At 67.7% G+C, this 15,277-nt stretch carries 12 protein-coding genes and 1 pseudogene; 7 read left to right on the top strand and 6 right to left on the bottom strand.

Annotation, left to right across the window (positions count from 1 at the left end; genetic code table 11):
* Positions 1 to 40 precede the first annotated feature (40 nt).
* A complete protein-coding gene (locus tag H0W40_RS00600) occupies positions 41 to 1,687 on the bottom strand; it encodes a 3-(methylthio)propionyl-CoA ligase (RefSeq protein WP_292442031.1) in 1,647 nt (548 codons plus the stop codon).
* A gap of 114 nt (positions 1,688 to 1,801) precedes the next feature.
* Between H0W40_RS00600 and H0W40_RS00595 the strand changes: the two genes are divergently transcribed.
* The 5 genes from H0W40_RS00595 (at position 1,802) to H0W40_RS00575 (ending at position 5,740) form a co-directional block, all read left to right on the top strand.
* Complete coding sequence (locus H0W40_RS00595; RefSeq protein WP_292442030.1) at positions 1,802 to 3,325, top strand: YdiU family protein; 1,524 nt, start codon at positions 1,802 to 1,804, stop codon at positions 3,323 to 3,325.
* On the top strand, positions 3,322 to 3,750 hold the full coding sequence (msrB, locus tag H0W40_RS00590) for a peptide-methionine (R)-S-oxide reductase MsrB (RefSeq protein ID WP_292442027.1): 429 nt from the start codon (positions 3,322 to 3,324) through the stop codon (positions 3,748 to 3,750). Before H0W40_RS00595 ends, msrB begins: the two co-directional genes overlap by 4 nt.
* 73 nt (positions 3,751 to 3,823) lie before the next feature.
* The gene (locus H0W40_RS00585) at positions 3,824 to 4,447 is read left to right on the top strand and encodes a septation protein A (protein WP_292442025.1); all 624 of its coding nucleotides are present in this window, start codon (positions 3,824 to 3,826) and stop codon (positions 4,445 to 4,447) included.
* Entirely contained in the window at positions 4,440 to 4,772 is a 333-nt protein-coding gene (locus H0W40_RS00580; RefSeq protein ID WP_292442023.1) for a BolA family transcriptional regulator, read from the top strand. The genes H0W40_RS00585 and H0W40_RS00580 overlap by 8 nt, the downstream gene beginning before the upstream one ends.
* Positions 4,773 to 4,882: 110 nt before the next feature.
* Positions 4,883 to 5,740, top strand: a complete 858-nt coding sequence (locus H0W40_RS00575) for a peptidylprolyl isomerase (RefSeq protein ID WP_292442021.1) — start codon at positions 4,883 to 4,885, stop codon at positions 5,738 to 5,740.
* A 66-nt stretch (positions 5,741 to 5,806) separates the two neighbouring features.
* On the opposite strand, the gene H0W40_RS00570 is transcribed toward H0W40_RS00575, so the two are convergent.
* The 3 genes from H0W40_RS00570 to purL all read right to left on the bottom strand — a co-directional run bounded on the left by H0W40_RS00570 (position 5,807) and on the right by purL (position 11,100).
* The gene (locus H0W40_RS00570; protein WP_292442019.1) at positions 5,807 to 6,538 is read right to left on the bottom strand and encodes a DUF1624 domain-containing protein; all 732 of its coding nucleotides are present in this window, start codon (positions 6,536 to 6,538) and stop codon (positions 5,807 to 5,809) included.
* 56 nt (positions 6,539 to 6,594) lie between these two features.
* The gene (locus H0W40_RS00565; protein ID WP_292442017.1) at positions 6,595 to 6,834 is read right to left on the bottom strand and encodes a type II toxin-antitoxin system Phd/YefM family antitoxin; all 240 of its coding nucleotides are present in this window, start codon (positions 6,832 to 6,834) and stop codon (positions 6,595 to 6,597) included.
* A 189-nt stretch (positions 6,835 to 7,023) separates the two neighbouring features.
* Positions 7,024 to 11,100, bottom strand: coding sequence for a phosphoribosylformylglycinamidine synthase (gene purL, locus H0W40_RS00560; RefSeq protein ID WP_292442015.1), 4,077 nt, complete (start codon positions 11,098 to 11,100; stop codon positions 7,024 to 7,026).
* Between the two features lie 142 nt (positions 11,101 to 11,242).
* On the opposite strand from purL, the gene map reads away from it, so the two are divergent.
* Positions 11,243 to 12,049, top strand: a complete 807-nt coding sequence (map, locus tag H0W40_RS00555) for a type I methionyl aminopeptidase (RefSeq protein ID WP_292442013.1) — start codon at positions 11,243 to 11,245, stop codon at positions 12,047 to 12,049.
* 9 nt (positions 12,050 to 12,058) lie between these two features.
* Complete coding sequence (locus H0W40_RS00550) at positions 12,059 to 14,689, top strand: [protein-PII] uridylyltransferase (protein ID WP_292442011.1); 2,631 nt, start codon at positions 12,059 to 12,061, stop codon at positions 14,687 to 14,689.
* Here the strand turns inward: H0W40_RS00550 and H0W40_RS00545 are convergent.
* A complete protein-coding gene (locus H0W40_RS00545; protein WP_292442162.1) occupies positions 14,686 to 14,964 on the bottom strand; it encodes a type II toxin-antitoxin system PemK/MazF family toxin in 279 nt (92 codons plus the stop codon). The two genes, H0W40_RS00550 and H0W40_RS00545, sit on opposite strands and share 4 nt — an antisense overlap.
* A gap of 10 nt (positions 14,965 to 14,974) precedes the next feature.
* Positions 14,975 to 15,277: pseudogene (locus tag H0W40_RS00540) on the bottom strand (energy transducer TonB); the annotation flags it as partial.

Raw genomic sequence — 15,277 nt, 5'->3', positions numbered from 1 at the left:
GCCGACCGGACACGGTTCTCGCGGTTCTCGCGCGAGGCCGTCAGGCCCCTCGCAGAACATGATCCATGAATTGCTCGCGCAGCTTGAGCTTCTGTATCTTGCCGGTAGCCGTATGTGCAATTTCGGTCACGAAGACCACGTCGTCGGGAATCTGCCACTTGGCGATGCGGCCTTCGTAATGGGCGAGCAGTTCCTCGCGCGTCACCTCGGCGCCGGGCTTCCTGATCACCACCAGCAGCGGCCGCTCGTCCCACTTGGCATGTGCCGCGGCGATCACGGCAGCCTCGTGAACGGCCGGGTGCGCCATCGCAATATTCTCCAACTCGATCGAGCTGATCCATTCGCCGCCGGACTTGATGACGTCCTTGCTGCGGTCGGTGATGTGCATGTAGCCGTCTGCGTCGATCGCCGCCACATCGCCGGTCGGAAACCAGGCTTGTCCGTCGGCCTGCACGAGTGGCGAGGCGTCCTGCTTGAAGTAGCGGTCGATCACCCACGGCCCCCGCACGACGAGGTCGCCCGAGGTCTTGCCGTCCCAGGGCCGGGTGCTGCCGTCGTCGCCGATCAACGCCATGTCCACGCCATAAACCACGCGGCCCTGGCTTTGCAGCAGGCGGCGCTGCTCGGCCACCGGCTGCCCGGCATGCTTGGCCTTGAGCCGGGCCAGCGTGCCCACCGGCGACATTTCGGTCATGCCCCAGGCGTGGATCACGCTGACGCCGAAGTCGTCTTCCAGCGTGCGCAGCATGGCCGGCGGGCACGCCGAGCCGCCGATCACCGTGCGCTTGAAGCTGCTGAACTTCAGGCCGTTCTGTTTCACGTAAGCCAGCAGGCCGAGCCACACGGTCGGCACGCCGGCGCTGAAAGTGACCTGCTCGCTCTCGAACAACTCGTACAGCGATTTGCCGTCCATGTGCGGGCCGGGAAAGACCAGCCGGCAGCCGACCAGCGGCGCGGCGTACGGCAGCCCCCAGGCGTTGACGTGAAACATCGGCACGACCGGCAAGATGGTGTCGGTCGCCGAGTTGCCCATGCTGTCGGGCAGCGAGACGGCATAGGCGTGCAGGATGCTCGAGCGGTGGCTGTAGACGGCACCCTTCGGATGGCCGGTGGTGCCGGAGGTGTAGCAGAGGCTCGAGGCGGTGTTCTCGTCGAACTCGGGCCAGGCGTAGTCGCCGTTCTCGGCTTCGACCAGTTCCTCGTAGCACAGCAGGTTCGGAATGCCGGTCTGCGCCGGCATGTGGGCACGACCGGTCATCGCGATGTAGTGCTTGATGTGCGGCAGCGAAGGTGCGAGCTTTTCCACCAGCGGCAAGAAGGTGAGATCGAAGCACAGCACGCGGTCTTCGGCGTCGTTCGCGATCCACGCGATCTGCTCCGGGAAAAGCCGCGGATTGATGGTGTGGCACACGAGTCCGGAGCCCGAGCTGGCGTAGTAGATCTCCAGGTGCCGGTAGCCGTTCCAGGCCAGGGTGCCGATGCGGTCGCTGTCGGTGCAGCCGAGCCGCGCGAAGGCCTGAGCGAGCTTTCTCGAGCGCAGTTCGCACTCGGCATAGGTGGTCCGGTGCAGGTCGCCCTCGACCCGCTTGGAGACGATTTCGGTGTCGCCGTGGTGGCACGCGGCATGCACGATCACCGAAGAGATCAGCAGCGGCATCTGCATCATCTGGCCCATCAGGCGTGCCATGGTTCGTGTCTCCGGCAATGAAAGCGATCGCGGATCATAGGAGCCCCCAAGGAGTCGGCTGCGGGTTAGCCCTAGCGGTCGAACGGGCCGGGGCGCATCGATAGACTGCCTTGCATGACAGCACTGCACGCCCCGCTCGATCTGCAAGAAGACGTGGCCGCGCCGCCGCTGCGCTGGCTCAACCGCTACGCGCGGCTCGGCCCGGCGTTCTACACACTCCTGCCGGCGCAGGCCGTGCCCGAGCCGCATTGGGTGGCGCGCAGCGACGACCTGGCCGCCAGCCTCGGTTGGCCTCCGGACTGGGCGGAGCGCCCCGACTGGCGCGCGCTGCAGGTGCTGGCCGGAGCAACGCCCTGGCAAGGCGCCGAGCCGCTGGCCACCGTCTACAGCGGCCATCAGTTCGGCGTGTGGGCGGGGCAGCTGGGCGATGGCCGTGCGCTGCTGCTCGGCGAGATCGATACGCCCCGCGGCCCGATGGAGCTGCAGCTCAAGGGCAGCGGCATGACGCCCTACTCCCGTATGGGCGATGGCCGGGCCGTGCTGCGCTCGTCGATTCGCGAGTTCCTGTGTTCGGAGGCGATGCACCACCTCGGCATTCCCACCACCCGGGCGCTGGCCGTCGTCGGATCAAAGTTGCCGGTGCGGCGAGAAGCGATCGAGACCGCGGCGGTGGTGATGCGAGTGGCGCCGAGCTTCCTGCGCTTCGGTCACTTCGAGCATTTCGCTCATCACGACCAACCGGCTTCCTTGCGCACACTGGCCGACTACGCGATCGAACGCTACTACCCTGAATGTGTCGATACGCCCAACGCCTATGCCGCTCTGCTCGAGGCGGTGGCGCGCCGCACTGCGACGCTCATCGCCGATTGGCAGGCCGTCGGCTTTTGCCACGGCGTGATGAACACCGACAACATGTCGCTGCTCGGCCTGACCATCGACTACGGGCCCTTCGGTTTTCTCGACGGCTTCGACCCGGGCCACGTCTGCAACCACTCCGACCATCAGGGCCGCTACGCCTATGCGCGCCAGCCGGGCGTCGCCTTGTGGAACCTGCACGCGCTGGCGCAGGCCCTGCTGCCGCTGATCGCGAACGGCGAAGAGGTCAGCGAAGCCACCGGAGAGCTGGCACTCGAAGCCATCGAGCCCTACCGCAGCGGTTTTGCCGAAACCCTGCAATCGCGCATGCGCGCCAAGCTCGGCTTCGCCACGGTGGACGATGGCGACCCGGCGCTGATCGACGGCTGGCTCGAGCTGCTCGCTGCCGAGCGCACCGACTTCACCATTGCCTGGCGCCGGCTCGCCGATTACACCGAGGCCGACCCGAGCCCCGTGCGTGATCTCTTCCTCGACCGCGCCGCCTTCGACGCATGGGCCGTGCGCTATGCCATTCGCCTCAGGGCCGAAGCCAGCATCGACGCCGAACGCGCCGAGCGCATGAACCGCGTCAACCCGAAGTTCGTGCTGCGCAATCACCTGTGCGAAAACGCGATTCGTGCGGCCCAAGGCGGTGACTTTGGCGAGACGGCGCGGCTGCTGGAAGTTCTGCAGCACCCCTTCGACGAACAGCCCGAGCACGCGGCCGATGCCGACTTCCCGCCCGACTGGGCGCAAACCCTGGAGGTTTCCTGTTCATCATGAGCACCTCAGACAGAAACCGCGACGACAAACCCCGCAAGGTCGAGAAGACCGACGCCGAGTGGCGCGCCCAGCTCGACCCCATTCAGTTCGACGTGACGCGCAACGCCGCCACCGAGCGCGCCTTCACCGGCAAGTACGCCGATCACTGGCAAGAAGGCGTCTACCACTGCGTGGCCTGCGGCGCCCCCCTCTTCGCCTCGGACACCAAGTTCGACGCGGGCTGCGGCTGGCCGAGCTACTTCCAGCCCCTGCGCGGCGAGATCATCGAGCGCGTGGTCGACAAGGCCCACGGCATGGTCCGCGTCGAGGTGCGCTGCCAGGACTGCGGCTCGCACCTCGGCCATGTGTTCGAGGACGGCCCGGCGCCGACCGGCGAGCGCTTCTGCATCAACTCCGCCTCGCTCGACTTCAAGCCGAAGGGCTGAAAGCGCGAGCCTGGGTCGCGGCAGAGGACAATCCCCCTTTCACCGACGCCCGGCCTGCGAGCCCTCTTGCCCGATGAAACTGCTGTTCGACATCTTCCCCATCGTCCTGTTCTTCCTGGTTTTCAAGCTCGCAGAAGGCGAACCGGATGCCGCCGCGGCGTTCGCCACCGAGCATTTCGGCATGCTCGTGGCAGGCAGCGTGATCAGCGCCAAGCTGGCGCCCGTGCTGCTGGCCACCCTGGTCGTGATCGTTGCCACTTTTGTGCAGATCGGTTGGCTGATGGCACGGCGCAAGAAGATCGAGACCATGCTGTGGGTGAGCCTGGGCCTGGTCACGGTGCTCGGCGGCGCCACCATCTGGTTTCAGAACGAAACCTTCATCAAATGGAAGCCGAGCGTCCTTTATTGGGTGATGGGCACGGCCTTTTGGCTGAGCCAGGCACTTTGGCGCAAAAACCTGCTGCAAGTGCTGATGGGCGGCCAGCTCGAGTTGCCGCCCGCGGTGTGGCGCAATCTGAACTTCATGTGGATCGGCTTTTTCGCCTTCATGGGCCTGCTCAATCTGTATGTGGCCTACAGCTTCTCGACCGACACCTGGGTGAACTTCAAGCTGTTCGGCGGCGTCGGCCTGATGCTCCTGTTCACCCTGGCTCAAGGCCTGTACATGAGCCGTCATGTGAAGGCCGAAGATGAGTGACACGCCGCTGGGCGCCTGCGCGCCGACTTCCTCGCCGCCCGAGTTCGCGCCGAGCGCGGCCGAGGTCGAGGCCGCGATACGAGGCGCGCTCTCGCCGCTCCTTCTGGAAGTGCACGACGACAGCCACCTGCACGCCGGCCATGCTGGTGCCCGCGAAGGCCGTCACTTTCGCGTTCATGTCGTCAGTGCGCGCTTCGAAAACCTCGCAAGGCCGGCGCGACATCGCCTTGTGTATGATGCCGTCGCCTTGTGGATGCCCCGCGGCATTCACGCCTTGGCGCTGACCACGCTTGCGCCCGCAGAAGCGGCCCGCCCCGGCGCCTGAAAGAGCCTGTTTTGCGAGCCCGAGGCCTGTCCCGCCTGGCCGGAGATCGGCCTTCCACTCGGTCGCTGCCCGCCCCGCCCCCCCATCCAACACCCGAGGTAGTTCATCGCATGAAGCCGTCCATTCTTGCCGCCCGTCTTGCTTCCATCGGCCTGGCCGCCGCTCTACTGGTTCCGACGTTCGCCGCCGCGCAGAACATCGCCACCGTCAACGGCAAGCCGGTGCCCAAGGCGCGCGCTGATGCGCTGATGACGCAGGTGGTCCAGCAGGCGATGAGCCAGGGCCAACAGGTCCCGCCCGACATGGACCGCCAGATCAAGGACGAAGTGGTGCTGCGTGAGATCTTCGTGCAGGAAGCCGAGAAGCGCGGCCTACCCGCCAGCGAGAGCTACCAGCAGCAGATGGAGAACGCGCGCCAGAGCCTGCTGATCCGGGAGCTCTTCACCGACTACCAGAAGAACAACCCGGTCAGCGACGCCGACATCCAGGCCGAGTACGACAAGTTCAAGGCCCAGGCCAGCGGCAAGGAATACCGTGCCCGCCACATCCTGGTCGACAAGGAAGCCGAAGCCAAGGCGCTGATCAAGCGCATCAAAGGCGGCGCCAAGTTCGAGGACGTGGCCAAGAAATCGAGCAAGGACACCGGCTCGGCCACCAACGGCGGCGACCTCGACTGGGCCCCGGCTGACAACTACGTGCCCGAGTTCTCCGAGGCCATGGTTAAGCTGAAAAAGGGCGAGATGACCGCGCAGCCGGTGAAGAGCCAGTTCGGCTGGCACATCCTCAAGCTCGAGGACGTGCGCGAGGCGCAGGTGCCGCCGCTGGAAGAACTCAAGCCGCAGATCGAGCAGCGTCTGGGGCAGCAAAAGTTGCTGGCTTTCCGCGACGAACTCAAGAACAAGGCCAAGACCGACTACAAGTTCGAGGAAGCGCCCGCGGCGGCGCCGTCCGACGCTCAGCCCCGCTGAAGTAAACCGTTTGCCGCTGATGAAGAAGCGCCCCGCGGGGCGCTTCTTTCATGGGCGCGACCCACCTCAAGCCAGAGCCTGCCAAGCCAGCAACGCACCGATCAGCACCGGCTGGTGAAGCATGTAGAAGACGAGGCTCCAGCGGCCGAGCCGGGCCAGCAGTTGCAGTCCCGGCGCCAGTCCACCGGCAAGCCACACCGGCCGCCGAGCCAGCAGCCAGTGCCCGGCCGCCACGCCCCACCACATCACGCCCAGCCAGGGCAGGAGCGGCACCCAGTCTTCGGTGAACGGCTTTCTCGTCACCAAGCCGACCCAATTGGTCAGGCGTGTGTCGAAGAAGGGATGCTGAACGAACTGCGGCAGCAGGATCGCAACCAAGCCGAGTGGCCACAGCCAGCGGCCCCAGCCGGCACTCAGGCGGCAAACGACGAGCATGAGCGCGATGCCGTGCAGCACGCCGAAGCTGATCCAGGTTCTCGGGAACATCAGCGCGCTGCCGGCACTGACGAGGAGAGCGCATGCCGCCACCTGCGCCCAGCGTCGCCAGAAGCGGCGCCAGCTCTGACCCTGCGCGACGGCAACCGCCTGGCCGAGTCCAGCGCAGAACAGGAACAGGCTGACGATTGCGGTGCGCTGCGAGGTCCAGAACGGGTCGCGGTAGAAGTCGGCGTCGATCAGGCGAAAGTGCGCGAGGTCGAAGCCGAAGTGGAACAGCGCCATCCAGACGATGGCGAAGCCGCGCAGCGCGTCGAGGCGGTCGTAGCGGCAGGCCGGTGAAGCGTCGAAGGCGGCTCTCACCAGATGCGCGCTTGCGGGGGCATCACACCTTCACGCTGCGCTGCAGATGCTGCGCATCACTCGCGGTGCATTTGCCATTCTTGATGGGCAAGCACCGGCCCGGTCGGATCGTCATGTCGCAGCGCGCTGCCCTTCAGCCGCTGCCGCACGGCGGCGGCCTTATCCGGTGCCGGCGCAGGCGGCATGAGTTCGGCGACGACCCGGCCTCGGGATATGACCCGAACGTGCTCGCCCTGACGAACGCGCGCAAGGTAGTCCGGCAGTTGCTGTCGCAGGTTGCTGACGTCGACATCCACGATCATTCCCTCCTTGTAGCCAAGGCAATGTACGCGAAGCCTCGACGCGCTCCTGAAGAGAGTGCTCGAACGCCGCGGTCGGGCGTGCGGGATGTCTCGTCTTCATCTCGGCACTCACGGCCACGTTCCGGCTCGTGGGGGTGCCTGGCTATCGCAACGGCTGCCGCGTCCGACAGCGCGGGCGAGGCCTCAGTCGACCCACTTTCTTGCATTCGCGAACATTCGCATCCACGGACTTGCCGCGCTCGCGTCGCCGCTCGTCCAGCTCATCTGAACGTTGCGGAACACCCGCTCCGCATGCGGCATCAGCACCGTGAAGCGGCCGTCGTCCGTGGTTACCGACGTGAGGCCTTGCGCGCTACCTCCTGGATTGGCGGGATAGGCCTCGGTCGGCTGGCCGGCATGATCGACGAAGCGCAGTACGCGCCGCACCGCCTTCGCGTCGCCGCGCTGCGAGAAGTCGGCGTGACCCTCGCCGTGCGCCACCGCCACGGGCAGCCGGCTGCCGGCCATGCCGGTGAAGAAGATCGACGGCGATTCGAGCACCTCCACCATCGACAGCCGCGCCTCGAACTGCTCGCTCACGTTGCGGGTGAAACGCGGCCACGCCTGCGTGCCGGGAATGATGGGGCTGAGCGCGGCCATCATCTGGCAACCGTTGCACACGCCGAGCGCGAAGCTGTCGCGGCGGTTGAAGAACTCGGCGAACTGTTCGGCCAGCGCGGCGTTGAAGAGGATGGAGCGCGCCCAGCCTTCACCGGCGCCGAGCGTATCGCCGTAGCTGAAGCCGCCGCAGGCCACAAGGCCCTGGAACATGGCCAACCGCGCGCGGCCCGCCTGCAGGTCGCTCATGTGCACGTCGTGGCAGTCGAAGCCCGCCTTGTCCATCGCGTAGGCGATCTCGAGGTGCGAATTGACGCCCTGCTCGCGCAGGATCGCGACCTTGGGCCGCGCCAGGTTCAGGAAAGGCGCGGCGATGTTCTCGGCGGGATCGAACGTCAGGTGCAGGTGCAAACCGGGGTCGTCAGGCGCACCGGCGGCGGCATGCTCCGCATCGGCGCAGGCAGGGTTGTCGCGCAGGCGCGCGATGCGCCAGCTCACCTCGTCCCAGGCCTGTTGCAAGGTTTGCAGCGGCGCCGAGAACACGGCCTTGGTGTCGCGCCAGACTTCGACAATGCCGCGCGCGTTGGGCTTGCCGATCACGTGGCTGTGGCGGCCGAGGCCGAATTCACGCAGGGTCTGCATCACCGCGTCGCGCTCGGCGGTGCGCACCTGGATGACGGCGCCCAGTTCTTCCGCGAACAGGGCCTTGAGCGTCAGCTCGTTGCGGCGCTCTGCCGTCTGCCCAGCCCAGTTCTTTGCGTCGCCCCAGTCCATGCGGCTGTCCTGGATGCCGTCACCCTCGGTCACGAGCAGGTCGACGTTGAGCGAGACGCCGCAGTGGCCGGCGAAGGCCATCTCGCACACCGCCGCCCACAGGCCGCCATCGCTGCGGTCGTGGTAGGCGAGCAGCAGGTCGGCAGCGCGCAGGCGATCGATGGCGCTCACCAGACTCTTGAGCAGCGCCGGGTCGTCGAGATCGGGCACCTCGTCGCCAACCTGCTCCAGCGTCTGGGCAAGAATGGAGCCGCCCAGCCGGTTGCGGCCGGCGCCCAGGTCGATCAGGATCAGCGAGCTGTCCCCGGCGTCCACGCCGCCGGCAGCGGCACCGGCGTTTGCGATCTGCAGTTGCGGCGTCAAGGTGCCACGCACGTCGGCCAGCGTCGCAAAGGCCGTGACGATCAACGAGACCGGCGCCGTCACCTGCTTCGCCTGCCGCTCAGCACCTTCGCCCTCGCTCCAGCGCGTGCGCATCGACAACGAATCCTTGCCGACGGGCACCGAGATGCCGAGCGCCGGGCACAGCTCCAGGCCGACGGCGCGCACGGTCTCGTAAAGCGCCGCATCGTCGCCCGGCGCGGCGGGGTCGTCGCTGCAGGCGGCCATCCAGTTGCAGCTCAGCTTGACGCGCGCCAGCTCGATCGGTGCGGCAAGCAGGTTGGTGATTGCCTCGGCCACAGCCATGCGGCCGGCGGCCGGCGCGTCGATCACGGCCAGCGGGGTGCGTTCGCCCAGCGCCATCGCCTCGCCGCGAAAACCCGCGTAGTCGGCCAGGGTGACGGCGCAATTGGCCACCGGAACTTGCCACGGGCCGACCATCTGATCGCGATGGCTGAGGCCACCGACCGTGCGGTCGCCGATCGTGATGAGGAAACGCTTGCTCGCCACGGTGGGATGGCGCAGCACGTCGAAGCAGGCGCGTTCGAGCGGCACGTCGGTGAGGTCCACCGGCGCGAAGCGGCGCACCGCTCGCCGCACGTCGCGGTGCATCTTGGGCGGCTTGCCGAGCAGCACGTCCATCGGCATGTCGATCGGCCGAACCGGCGCACCGGCCTGCTCGCCTTCACTGCCGTCCTCGAGCACCAGTTGCGCGGCTTCGGTCGCAACGCCGACCACGGCGAACGGACAGCGCTCGCGCAGCGCCATCGCCTCGAAGATCGGCAGACTATGCGGCGCAATGGCCAACACATAGCGCTCCTGGCTTTCGTTGCACCAGATCTCGCGCGGCGCGAGGCCGCTTTCCTCCAGCGGCAGCTTGCGCAGGTCGAAGCGCGCGCCGCGGCCGGCGTCGTGCGCCAGCTCCGGAAAGGCATTGCTCAGGCCGCCCGCGCCGACGTCGTGGATTGCCAGCACGGGGTTCGTTTCGCCGAGCGACCAGCAGTGGTTGATGACCTCCTGCGCGCGGCGCTGCAGCTCGGGATTGCCGCGCTGCACGGAGTCGAAGTCGAGTGCGGCGGTGTTGGTACCGGCGGCCATCGAGCTCGCCGCTCCGCCGCCCATGCCGATGCGCATGCCGGGTCCGCCGAGCTGGACCAGCAGCGTGCCGGCAGGGAAAGCGATCTTGTGCGTCTGGCCTTCGGCGATCGAGCCCAGGCCGCCGGCGATCATGATGGGCTTGTGATAGCCGCGGCGCTCCTCGCCCGCCGCCGCGGGGACGGTCTGTTCGTACACGCGGAAGTAGCCCGCGAGGTTCGGCCGGCCGAACTCGTTGTTGAAGGCGGCGCCGCCGAGCGGGCCGAGGGTCATGATGTCCAGCGCGCTGGCGATGTGCTCGGGCTTGCCGTAGTCGACGCGCTCCCAGCGCTCGGCCAGGCCGGGCAGGCGCAGGTTGGAGACCGAGAAGCCGGTGAGCCCCGCCTTGGGCCGGGCGCCGCGCCCGGTGGCGCCCTCGTCGCGGATCTCGCCGCCCGAGCCCGTGGCCGCGCCCGGAAACGGCGAGATCGCCGTCGGGTGGTTGTGCGTTTCCACCTTCATCAGCACATGCGCAACTTCTTCGCGCGCGCCGTAGGCCGGGGCATTGGTATAGCTCAGCGGCCCCCAGCGCTCGACGGGCCCACCGGCCATCACCGCCGCGTTGTCGCTGTAGGCGACGATGGTGTGCTGCGGTGCCGTCTGGTGGGTGTGGCGGATCATCTGGAACATCGAGTGTTCCTGTTCCTGACCGTCGATCGTGAAGCGCGCGTTGAAGATCTTGTGCCGGCAATGCTCGCTGTTGGCCTGCGCGAACATCATGAGCTCGACGTCGCTCGGGTTGCGCGCCAGGCCGGTGAACGCCGCCACGAGGTAGTCGATCTCCTCGGCGTTCAGTGCCAGCCCGAAGTCGCGGTTGGCTGCCTCCAGCGCCGCACGTCCGCGGCCGAGCACGTCCACCGTCTCCATCGGCTTGCCCGGCTGCACGTCGAAAAGCTGCCGCGCGGCGTCGCGATCGAAGGCGACGCTTTCGGTCATGCGGTCGTAAAGCAGCGCTGCTACAGCCTCGCGTTCGGCAGCGGTAAGCGGCTTGGCCCCACCGAGCAGGCCGCTCTTGAGCACGATGTGGAACTCGGTCACCCGTTCGATGCGCCGCACCGCCAAGCCGCAGTTGTGCGCAATGTCGGTGGCCTTGCTCGCCCAAGGCGACACGGTGCCGAGCCGCGGCATCACCACCACCCGCTCGCCGCTGTCCGGACCTTCGTAGGCGTCGCCGTAGCGCAGCAGCGCGGCCAGCGTGTCGCGCGCTTGGCGACTCGCCTCTTCCGCCGGCAGCACCCAATGCACATGGCGCGCATGCACGCCGGCCACGCGCGACACCGCCCCCTGCAATCGCGGCAGGAGTGCCTGCGCGCGAAAAGCGGGCAGCGCATTGCCGCCTTCGAAGAACAGGATCGTGGGCGTGGAAGGCGTCATGGACTGGATGAATGAGAAGCTGCGGCGGCAGCAGGCAGGCGGCGCGCCTTGCGCCGGAAGAACCGCGCGAAGGCTTGTCGGCAGCGCCGGGCCGCCCTGGCCGGACCCGGAATTTTACGGGGCCGGTGTGATAATTCCGGCCATGCCGATCACGATCAAGACTGCAGCGGATGCCCAGGGCATGCGCATCGCCGGGCGACTCGCCTCCGAGGTGCTGGACATGCTCACGCCGCATGTGGTGCCCGGCGTCAGCACCGAAGAGTTGGACCGACTCGCGCACGATCACATCGTGAACGTGCAGGCCGCGATTCCCGCGCCGCTGAACTATGCGCCGTCGGGCTACACGCCCTACCCCAAGTCGGTCTGCACTTCTGTCAATCACCAGGTCTGCCACGGCATTCCCAACGAACGGCCGCTCAAGAACGGCGACATCGTCAACATCGACGTCACCGTCATCAAGAACGGCTGGCACGGCGACACCAGCCGTATGTACATCGTCGGCGAGGGCTCCATCGCCGCGAAGCGCCTGTGCCAGCTCACGTACGAGGCGATGTGGCGCGGCATCGCCCAGGTCAAGCCGGGCATGCGCCTGGGCGACATCGGCCACGCGATCCAGACCTTCACCGAGCGGCAGGGCTTTTCCATCGTGCGCGAGTTCTGCGGCCACGGCATCGGCCGCAAGTTCCACGAGGAGCCGCAGGTGCTGCACTACGGCCGCCCGGGCACCCTGGAAGAACTGGCGCCGGGCATGGTGTTCACCATCGAGCCGATGGTCAATGCCGGCCGGCGCGAGATCAAGGAACTGGGCGACGGCTGGACCATCGTGACCAAGGACCGCTCGCTCTCGGCGCAGTGGGAGCACACCGTGCTGGTCACCGACAGCGGCTACGAGGTGCTGACCGTCTCGGCCGGCAGCCCGGCGCCGCCGGAGCTTGCTGCCGCCGCTTGAGGTTCTGACATGGCCGCGGTGCTCGACCCCGCCCCGGCGCCTGCCCTGCCCGGCCTGCGGGCGCGCTTTCGCGACGGCAAGGCGGCGCTCATCGAGCACTTCCGTGGCCAGCGGCCGACAGCGCCGGCGGCCGCGCAACTGATCCGCGGGCTGGCCCGCCATGTCGATGTCAGCCTGGGCCAGCTCTGGCAACACGCGCTCATGCCCAAGGGCGCGGCGCTGGTGGCGGTGGGCGGCTACGGCCGCGGCGAGTTGTTTCCGTACTCCGACGTCGACGTGCTGGTGCTGCTGCCAACGGCGCACGGCCAGGACGATGCCGGGCCGCACGACAACGATGCCCTTCGGTCCACCGTCAGTGGCTTCATCACGGCCTGCTGGGACATCGGCCTGGAGATCGGCTCGAGCGTGCGCACGGTCGCCGAGTGCGTGGCCGAGGCCGAACGCGACGTGACGGTGCAGACCGCCCTGCTCGAAGCGCGCTTCCTGTGCGGCTCGCGCCGCCTGTTCGAGGACTTCCGGGCCCGGCATGCGGCCGCGCTCGACCCGGCCGCCTTCCTGCGCGCCAAGACGCTCGAGATGCGGCAGCGCCACACCAAGTACGAGGACACGCCCTACGCACTCGAGCCCAATTGCAAGGAGAGCCCCGGCGGGCTGCGCGACCTGCAGGTGCTGATCTGGGTGGCACGCGCGGCGGGCCTGGGAAAGACATGGAGCGCGCTGGCGGCCCAGGGTCTCGCGACGCCCTTCGAGGTCAAGCAGCTACAGCGCAACGAGGGCCTGCTCAAGCTGATCCGTGCCCGGCTGCACCTGGTGGCCGGCCGGCGCGAAGACCGCTTGGTGTTCGATTTGCAGACCGCCGTGGCGGAGAGTTTCGGCTACCAGGCCACACGCGAGCGGCGCGCCTCCGAAGCACTGATGCACCGCTACTACTGGGCCGCCAAGGCGGTGACCCAGCTCAACCTCATTCTCATGCTGGGCATCGAGGAGCAGGTCGGCGGCACGGGTGGCGCGCCGATGCGCCCGATCAACGAGAAGTTTCTCGACCGCGGCGGCATGCTCGAAGTGGCCAGCGACGATCTCTACGAGCACGACCGCCACGCCATCCTGGAAACCTTCCTGACCTACCAGCAGTCGGTCGGCGTCAGGGGCTTCTCGGCACGCACCCTTCGCGCCCTGTACAACGCGCGCGGGCTGATGAACGCCGAATTCCGCCGCGACCCGGTGAACCGGCGGCTGTTCATGCAGATCCTCATGCATCCGGGCGGCGGGCAGACGCACGCGTTCAGGCTGCTCAATCAAACGTCCGTGCTGGGCCGCTACCTGTGGGTCTTTCGCCGCATCGTCGGGCAGATGCAGCACGACCTGTTCCACGTCTACACGGTCGACCAGCACATCCTCATGGTGCTGCGCAACGTGCGGCGCTTCTTCATCCCCGAGCATGCGCACGAGTACCCGGTCTGCTCGCAGCTCGCCGCGCAGTTCGAGCGGCCCTGGGTGCTCTATGTGGCCGCGCTCTTTCACGATGTCGCGAAGGGCCGCGGCGGCGACCATTCCGAGCTCGGCGCTGCCGAGGTGCGGCGCTTCTGCCGCGATCACGGCATCGGGCGCGAGGACACGCAGCTCATCGAGTTCCTGGTCAAGGAGCACCTGACCATGAGCCGCATTGCGCAGAAAGAAGATCTGAGCGACGCAGAGGTCATCGAAGCCTTCGCCGCACGGGTGCACGACACCCGCAGGCTGACCGCGCTCTATCTGCTCACCGTCGCCGACATCCGCGGCACCAGCCCCAAGGTCTGGAACGCCTGGAAGGGCAAGCTGCTCGAGGACCTGTACCGCAGCACGCTGCGTGCGCTGGGCGGGGAGCGGACCAATGCCGATGCCGAGCTCGAGGCGCGCAAGCAGGAGGCGCGCAACGTGCTCAACCTGTACTCGCTGCCCACGGGCGTGGAGCAGCCGCTGTGGGCGACGCTCGAGATCAGCTACTTCGCGCGCTTGGAGGCGGCCGACATCGCGTGGCATGCGCGCGCGCTGTACAGCCACTTGAAAACGCGCACGCCGATCGTCCGGGCTCGCCTGTCGAGCATCGGCGAAGGCCTGCAGGTGCTCGTGTATGCGCCCGACCAGCCCGACCTGTTCGCACGCATCTGCGGCTACTTCGACACTGCCAACTTCAGCATCCTCGACGCCAAGATCCACACCACGACCAGCGGCTACGCGCTCGACACCTTCCAGGCGATCTCGCCGCAGGTCGATCAGCGGCTCGACACGAGCTACCGCGATTTGATCTCGCTGGTTGAGCACCAGCTCGCCCAGGCGGTTGCCAGCAGTGCGCCCTTGCCCGAGCCCAACCGTGGGCGGCTGTCGCGGCGGGTGCGTTCGTTTCCGGTCACGCCGCGCGTGCTGCTGCGCCCCGACGAGCGCGGGCAGCGCTGGCTGCTCAGCGTTTCGGCCAGCGACCGCTCGGGGCTGCTCTACGCGATTGCCCGAGTGCTGGCGCGTCACCGGCTGAACCTGCAGCTCGCCAAGGTTTCGACGCTGGGCGAGCGCGTGGAAGACACCTTCCTGATCGACGGCGCCCCGCTGCAGCGAAACCGCCAGCAGTTGCAGATCGAAAGCGAATTGCTCGACGCGATTGCTTAAACCCCGGTCAACCAGCGCAGTGCCGGCGCAGCGCGGGCCAGCGCCACTGCGTCCACACTGCCCAGCCGGCGGATCAGGCGGCGATTGGAAACGGCGCGTACCTGGTCGATGAGCAGGTCAGTGGCCTCACGCAGGCCAGTACTGGTGGCTGCCGGCAGCCGCACGCGAAGGGGGAACAGATCGTCTTCCTCCAGCGCCGCCAGTTGGCTCGTGCCCGGGATGACGATGGTGCTGGCGTGGCCGGCCCGGTTGAGGGCATCGGTCTGAAGCACCAGCGCCGGGCCACTACTCGATCCTGAACTCGAACTCCTGCGTCGCGATCACTTCGCCGGCGCCGCTGGCGCACTGGTACTGCAGCATGGCGTTGCGCACGGCGGAGTGGAAAACGCGCGGGCCCGACAGGATGGTGACTTCCTGAATCACGCCGCCACTGATGCGCACCTGCGCACGCACCACGCCCGAAGTACCGTCCTGCAGCGCACGACGCGGCACGTCGGGCTTGACCTGCTTCGGGCAGACGACGCCGATGTCCTGCCGTAGCGGCGCGGGCGGTGGTGCCGGCGGCGCGGGCGGTGGCGGGGGGGGGGG

Origin of the sequence: Methylibium sp., assembly GCF_013817345.1 — a bacterium.
GTDB lineage: Bacteria > Pseudomonadota > Gammaproteobacteria > Burkholderiales > Burkholderiaceae_C > Methylibium.
The sequence above is the reverse complement of the archived record's forward strand: the minus strand, read 5'-3'. Positions and strand labels throughout refer to the sequence as shown.

What these genes read in the sequence shown, in the direction of transcription:
- H0W40_RS00600 (WP_292442031.1), bottom strand. Translation starts at nt 1,687, where the DNA reads ATGGCACGCCTGATGGGCCAGATGATGCAGATGCCGCTGCTGATCTCT.
- H0W40_RS00595 (WP_292442030.1), top strand. Translation starts at nt 1,802, where the DNA reads ATGACAGCACTGCACGCCCCGCTCGATCTGCAAGAAGACGTGGCCGCG.
- msrB (WP_292442027.1), top strand. Translation starts at nt 3,322, where the DNA reads ATGAGCACCTCAGACAGAAACCGCGACGACAAACCCCGCAAGGTCGAG.
- H0W40_RS00585 (WP_292442025.1), top strand. Translation starts at nt 3,824, where the DNA reads ATGAAACTGCTGTTCGACATCTTCCCCATCGTCCTGTTCTTCCTGGTT.
- H0W40_RS00580 (WP_292442023.1), top strand. Translation starts at nt 4,440, where the DNA reads ATGAGTGACACGCCGCTGGGCGCCTGCGCGCCGACTTCCTCGCCGCCC.
- H0W40_RS00575 (WP_292442021.1), top strand. Translation starts at nt 4,883, where the DNA reads ATGAAGCCGTCCATTCTTGCCGCCCGTCTTGCTTCCATCGGCCTGGCC.
- purL (WP_292442015.1), bottom strand. Translation starts at nt 11,100, where the DNA reads ATGACGCCTTCCACGCCCACGATCCTGTTCTTCGAAGGCGGCAATGCG.
- map (WP_292442013.1), top strand. Translation starts at nt 11,243, where the DNA reads ATGCCGATCACGATCAAGACTGCAGCGGATGCCCAGGGCATGCGCATC.
- H0W40_RS00550 (WP_292442011.1), top strand. Translation starts at nt 12,059, where the DNA reads ATGGCCGCGGTGCTCGACCCCGCCCCGGCGCCTGCCCTGCCCGGCCTG.